Origin of the sequence: Flavobacterium sp. (genome assembly GCF_039932285.1) — a bacterium.
Classification (GTDB): domain Bacteria; phylum Bacteroidota; class Bacteroidia; order Flavobacteriales; family Flavobacteriaceae; genus Flavobacterium.
On record NZ_JBDTQE010000114.1, the window covers coordinates 1 to 4,850 of the forward strand.

8 protein-coding genes and 1 pseudogene are annotated in these 4,850 nt (G+C 32.3%); all 9 read right to left on the minus strand.

The window, feature by feature from the left end; all coding sequences use genetic code 11:
* Nucleotides 1–427, minus strand: a pseudogene (locus tag ABI549_RS13390) (hypothetical protein); the annotation flags it as partial.
* Complete coding sequence (locus ABI549_RS13395) at nt 427–1,266, minus strand: hypothetical protein (RefSeq protein ID WP_348076963.1); 840 nt, start codon at nt 1,264–1,266, stop codon at nt 427–429. The gene ABI549_RS13395 and the pseudogene ABI549_RS13390, both read right to left, overlap by 1 nt.
* A 2-nt stretch (nt 1,267–1,268) precedes the next feature.
* A complete protein-coding gene (locus ABI549_RS13400) occupies nt 1,269–1,733 on the minus strand; it encodes a hypothetical protein (RefSeq protein ID WP_348076964.1) in 465 nt (154 codons plus the stop codon).
* Nucleotides 1,723–2,562: a nucleotidyltransferase gene (locus ABI549_RS13405; protein WP_348076965.1), complete on the minus strand. Its 840-nt coding sequence runs from the start codon at nt 2,560–2,562 to the stop codon at nt 1,723–1,725. The genes ABI549_RS13400 and ABI549_RS13405 overlap by 11 nt, the downstream gene beginning before the upstream one ends.
* A 1-nt stretch (nt 2,563) precedes the next feature.
* Nucleotides 2,564–2,860, minus strand: a complete 297-nt coding sequence (locus ABI549_RS13410; protein ID WP_348076966.1) for a LysM domain-containing protein — start codon at nt 2,858–2,860, stop codon at nt 2,564–2,566.
* Entirely contained in the window at nt 2,860–3,216 is a 357-nt protein-coding gene (locus tag ABI549_RS13415) for a hypothetical protein (protein WP_348076967.1), read from the minus strand. Before ABI549_RS13415 ends, ABI549_RS13410 begins: the two co-directional genes overlap by 1 nt.
* Complete coding sequence (locus tag ABI549_RS13420) at nt 3,200–3,484, minus strand: hypothetical protein (RefSeq protein WP_348076968.1); 285 nt, start codon at nt 3,482–3,484, stop codon at nt 3,200–3,202. Before ABI549_RS13420 ends, ABI549_RS13415 begins: the two co-directional genes overlap by 17 nt.
* Nucleotides 3,471–4,028 carry a hypothetical protein gene (locus tag ABI549_RS13425; protein ID WP_348076969.1) on the minus strand — a complete coding sequence of 186 codons (558 nt, stop codon included), beginning with the start codon at nt 4,026–4,028 and terminating at the stop codon, nt 3,471–3,473. Before ABI549_RS13425 ends, ABI549_RS13420 begins: the two co-directional genes overlap by 14 nt.
* On the minus strand, nt 4,028–4,850 hold an 823-nt coding region (locus ABI549_RS13430; RefSeq protein WP_348076970.1), incomplete at its 5' end, for a hypothetical protein. The genes ABI549_RS13425 and ABI549_RS13430, both read right to left, overlap by 1 nt.

The window sequence follows — 4,850 nt, forward strand, 5'->3', positions numbered from 1 at the left end:
TTATTATAATTTCACTATTTATTAATACGGGTGGATTTTCAAATTCGATTTGATTTATAATGTCATAACTAGTCAACAATGATTCATCATTACCTAAATAAATGGCTTCTATGTATATACCTTGAATTATGCCTTTTACGAAATCATTTACTTCTAATGCTGTTAGATTTGTACCAGTACGTTTAAAAATTTGCAATTCACCTAATGCATAAATTTTGGTTTTAGCAAATAATGCAGCATGAGCGTTTTGATCCGCTATATGATTATTAACAGCGTTATAAATAGCCTGAATTCCTTGTATTTTTTCTATAGGAATCATATCCTCTTTATGCCAAAAAGAATCCCAAGTATCCCAAAATTGCTGTTGTGTGGGTTTTAAACCAGTTTTAAACCAGTTTTTTATCGTTATTAAATTTACTATTGCCATTATCCTTTGTATTGAATGAAGTGAACTACTCTATATGGTGACATATTTGTGTGTGCTTTGTCTTGACCTCCCGAAGCTATTTCTTCAGTATAACTAGTACCTGCATTATTGGACCAAATATTACTAGATCCGCCTGCAACAGTTTCATTACCTACAGTTCTGGTTAATTTATAACTCGGCATTTCTGGTTTAGTAATTGAATGTTCTCTTTTTCCGCCTGAATAACCAAGCGTTTGCAAGTTATAATTGGTATTATCCCCATTTGTATTACTATCATAATCTGGGTCTAAACCTATAGGTGTTTTACCACGTAATGGCTGGTATTCTATCCAGCCAACTGGAATTTCATTAGCTGGTTTTCCCCAAATTAAAACAGCATCGATGGGTACATTCGCTATTGGTCTAGCTTCTAATGCTGTAATCCTTGTTATTAATGTATCTATTAATGTTTGTTCAGCTTTTTGCTCAGTAAGTTGAATCGTTGTTTTAGGACGTTTAAAATTAGTCCATGGAAAAGAAGTAATACCAATACCAAAAGTGGCATATCTAACAAAAATCACGTCTTTATCATTGCCATCTTCAAACTCTTGCGCTGTGGCTATTTGTACGATGATAACATCGTCTCCTATGTTTCCGCCTCTAAATTCCAAAAGTTCGCCATTTATAAAAACCGCGCCATCAGAAACTAAAGAACCTGTAACCTCACAACCCGAAATAATAGCAAAGTTTCCTGCTAAATCGCCGAACTTATTAAAAAGTTCGTAGGCTTTTTGCATTTCGTCGAGTGTTTCGGTTTGTAAAGGGAAACCCCCGCTTTGGTTAAAATTTTGTATATTCATAATTATATCAATTGAATCATATATCGCTTCCCAGCGAGTTTATAATATTTTAGTAAATATTTTAATTGATAAATATTGCTGTCTATAATACTTTGCGGCACAAATACAATGAAATCAACACCTGTATTTTCATATTCATCTTGACTTTTTATATAAAATGTTCCTAAATATTTAGGCTTGTTTTCTGCTTGGGTATAAATATATTCTCTAGGAAATGCCGTGCCTTCGTCTATATAAATTCGTCTTAAACTTGGGTCTAAATTGTCATTGAGAACTTTTCTTAATTTGCACAGTTGCCCGTTGTGTTTTAGTCGGTACCAATCGAAATCGCGTTTTTGTAACCAAGTGTAATGCAAGTCTTTTATAGGCTCTATCAAGACGGTCACAAAGGCTATAGTTTTTGGCTTTCGCAAAAAAGTAGGTAGTAATAAAACCCCTAGTTTGTTGTAATCTACATTATACCACATAGGTTATATTATTAAAGTTTTCTACTTCAAAATAACCCGCAACGGGTATTGTTTTTACATCAATAGTTGCAAAAGAAGTATATAAGCCAGTTACTAAATCTTTATAGCTTGTCGCTGCCGAAATGATATGTGCATTTTCTACACCAGGCACATCACGCAAATAATCAATCAAATCATTAATGACTAATTCGCCATCAAATGGTAAATTCTTGATGTATTTTTTTATGGCAATTTCGACCGATTTCCCACCTGTTAAAATATTGTTTCCGTTTTCGTCAATTACTAAAGGATTGCGATACACGCGCATCGTTAACCTTAACTTATCGGCTGGGTTGTTTACGAAGTGGGTTTTTACACCTGCATACGCCACTTCGCTTATATAATATTTAAAACTATCAATTTGTGTTGGTGTAAGTGGTATTAAATTTGTACCGTCATCACCAGCTAATTTTATAATTAATCGGCTTGATTCTAACGATTCTTTTACAGAGCAATACTTCACTATTTTAGAAGCTTCAATTTGGTCGGTTGTAAATCCCGCATTATCAAATTGATCATCATCAGTCAAAAGATTAAACCCAAATTGATAGGCTAAACTCATATTGCGATACCAACGTGCCGTGCCGGGTTTATTTTCGTAAATGGCTACATCGACTTGTGAACTATGTGTATCAAATAGTTTTTCGAGTGTCCAAATGGCAATAGCCACAATAAACACTATAAGTCTATAAATAGCTACTTTACTTGTACTATTCAAACCCACTAAATCACTATTATTAGCAATTCCTGTTAACATTTGTACTTGTATCTCTTCTACAGTTCTTGCCATTTTATCCTACTTGAAAATTGTTTCCTATAATCATTGTGCCGATTCCTTTATTTTGTAATGCTATTGCTAAATCCGAGCTTAATGCTGTCGCAATGTTTTGTTTTTTGTTTTTAAAGTAATTTGCTAAATCAACATTAATTAATTCACTCTGAATCAAGTTTAATTTTTGTCCAGGAAATAAATCATCGGTTATTGAAATATTGTTCGCAATTGCGAATTCTATCGATAGCAAAGGCGTTCCAAATTCTCGAACTGCAATATCAATTAGTGATTGTCCTTCAATTACATTTACAGTCATTACGGGTGTTCTTTTTTATATTTATTAAACTCTCGAACTTTATCATCGTACATTTTTTTATATAAAATTGTTTGTTTTTTATGGTAATCGATTTCTTGCATTAATAAATTTTCTTTGTTTACAAAAAGAATTTCAATGTTTTTTGCTTGGTTTTCAACGTCAATGTACTTTTTTTCGTAACGTGTACTCAAGTCATCCAACGCATCTTTATATAATGAAACTACTTTCGAACCGTTATCAATTTCGGTAGTATTTATATCTGCATTTTGTTTTCTTTTAGTTATAAACCATGTGGAAAAAGCTGTAAAAATTAATATTAAAATTTGCCCGATGTAATCTTTAAACAACTCTACCATAACTAATCTTTTGTTTTATATCATCAAAATTTTTACTGTCCAACTCCATTTGTGTTGCAATATGCCTTTCAATTTTTTCTTTGTTAAAACCGCTCCTAATCATTGTTACTAAATTTGCACCTATCAAAGCATCGCTTTTTAATTCACCTTGATTCATTTGCAAAATGATACCAACCTCCTGCATTTCACTTTCGCCAATAAAAAAATCGCCATTTACAACTTCTAAATCATTGTCGTTATGTAATAAAATATCTTTAGCCTTTTCCATGCTTAATTGTTTGATTTTCTATATTAGAAAGATTTGCCTTTTGTAATGCAATAAATACAGAAGAAGCTGTTTTTAAACTAGCACCTCCATCATTTGGAACTGGCACCCAGTTTTGAAAAGCAAATTGAATTTTTTCTAAAATCAATGTGTTTTTATCTAACTGTAATTTCAATTCTTTTGCATCGACTAAACCGCCTAATTCTTGTCCATTAATTGTCATTAAACCATCGTTTAAAATGAATTTAAAACCCGATTGGTCAATTATTTCAATAACTTCTATTTCTTCACACAAAAGCATAAAACACGCTTCTCCGTTATGAATCGCACCAACCAATGCCAATGAGTCCAATTTTGGTTTTATATTAAATGATCCAATACCTAAAACCACATCATGGTATTCTAAACCATTCAATTCACCAATTGCCGTCATTGTTTTATTGTCCCAATCTATTTCGCTCACTTTTACCCATTCCGTTTGAACTGGTATTTTTGAACTAATTTTATTTGACAACAATTTTTTAAACTCTAACAATCCTTTGCTCATTATTCTGCTTTTTTATCCAAGTATATTTCTTGATGGTACTTTGGCGAATCGTCAAACGTTTTAACCACTTTTTTAATAAAGTACAATCCTTTTCTATCAGGATATTCATTACTTATCAATTTGGCTTTCATACCGTGGCGAACACTTGGCACGCCAAAAGCAGTTATATGCCCCTCAAAACCTTCTACTTTAAATTTTTCATAATCGGCTTTAACCAATTTTAAAACTTCGGCTTGCACCGCTATGTTGTAATAGGACAAATGTTGTTCTGTACCTTTATCATCGCCAAATTCGGCTGTTATTTTTCTTCCGTTGGGTAAGGTGGAGACTCCTTTGATTTTTATTAAAACATCTTCTTTATTTTTGTACTGCAGTTGATGGTCAACAATATTTTGATTAAAATTAAAAACAACCGGCATTGCCGTATCGTCTGTATAAATTTTGCCAACTACCAACGTTCGCCCTTTGAAATAACTATAAATGTTAATACCCTGTAACTCTTCGAGCACTTTAGCAGCCGTTGTATTTGGAAATCTTTTTGTTCCAATATTGATGTCGGCTACATCAATTTCAATTCCAGAAGGAACTATGGTACGTATTAAATCAATTAATCGTGTCGAACGCATTGAAATGTTTACTTGGTGCTTTTTCAATAAATACATCCAATCATCACATTTGATAATTATTGGAATATCTGCTGAAACTTCGTTTATAAAACCGTCAAACTCTAATATTAAATTTTCATCATAACCGAGATAAACTAAAACTGGATCACCTTTTTTAAAAATGGTTTTCACATTTTTTTTATCGAAATCTTTTACA

Bases quoted from the DNA above. Each gene is read 5' to 3' on its own strand.
- ABI549_RS13395 (WP_348076963.1), bottom strand. From the start codon at position 1,266: ATGAATATACAAAATTTTAACCAAAGCGGGGGTTTCCCTTTACAAACC.
- ABI549_RS13400 (WP_348076964.1), bottom strand. From the start codon at position 1,733: ATGTGGTATAATGTAGATTACAACAAACTAGGGGTTTTATTACTACCT.
- ABI549_RS13405 (WP_348076965.1), bottom strand. From the start codon at position 2,562: ATGGCAAGAACTGTAGAAGAGATACAAGTACAAATGTTAACAGGAATT.
- ABI549_RS13410 (WP_348076966.1), bottom strand. From the start codon at position 2,860: ATGACTGTAAATGTAATTGAAGGACAATCACTAATTGATATTGCAGTT.
- ABI549_RS13415 (WP_348076967.1), bottom strand. From the start codon at position 3,216: ATGGTAGAGTTGTTTAAAGATTACATCGGGCAAATTTTAATATTAATT.
- ABI549_RS13420 (WP_348076968.1), bottom strand. From the start codon at position 3,484: ATGGAAAAGGCTAAAGATATTTTATTACATAACGACAATGATTTAGAA.
- ABI549_RS13425 (WP_348076969.1), bottom strand. From the start codon at position 4,028: ATGAGCAAAGGATTGTTAGAGTTTAAAAAATTGTTGTCAAATAAAATT.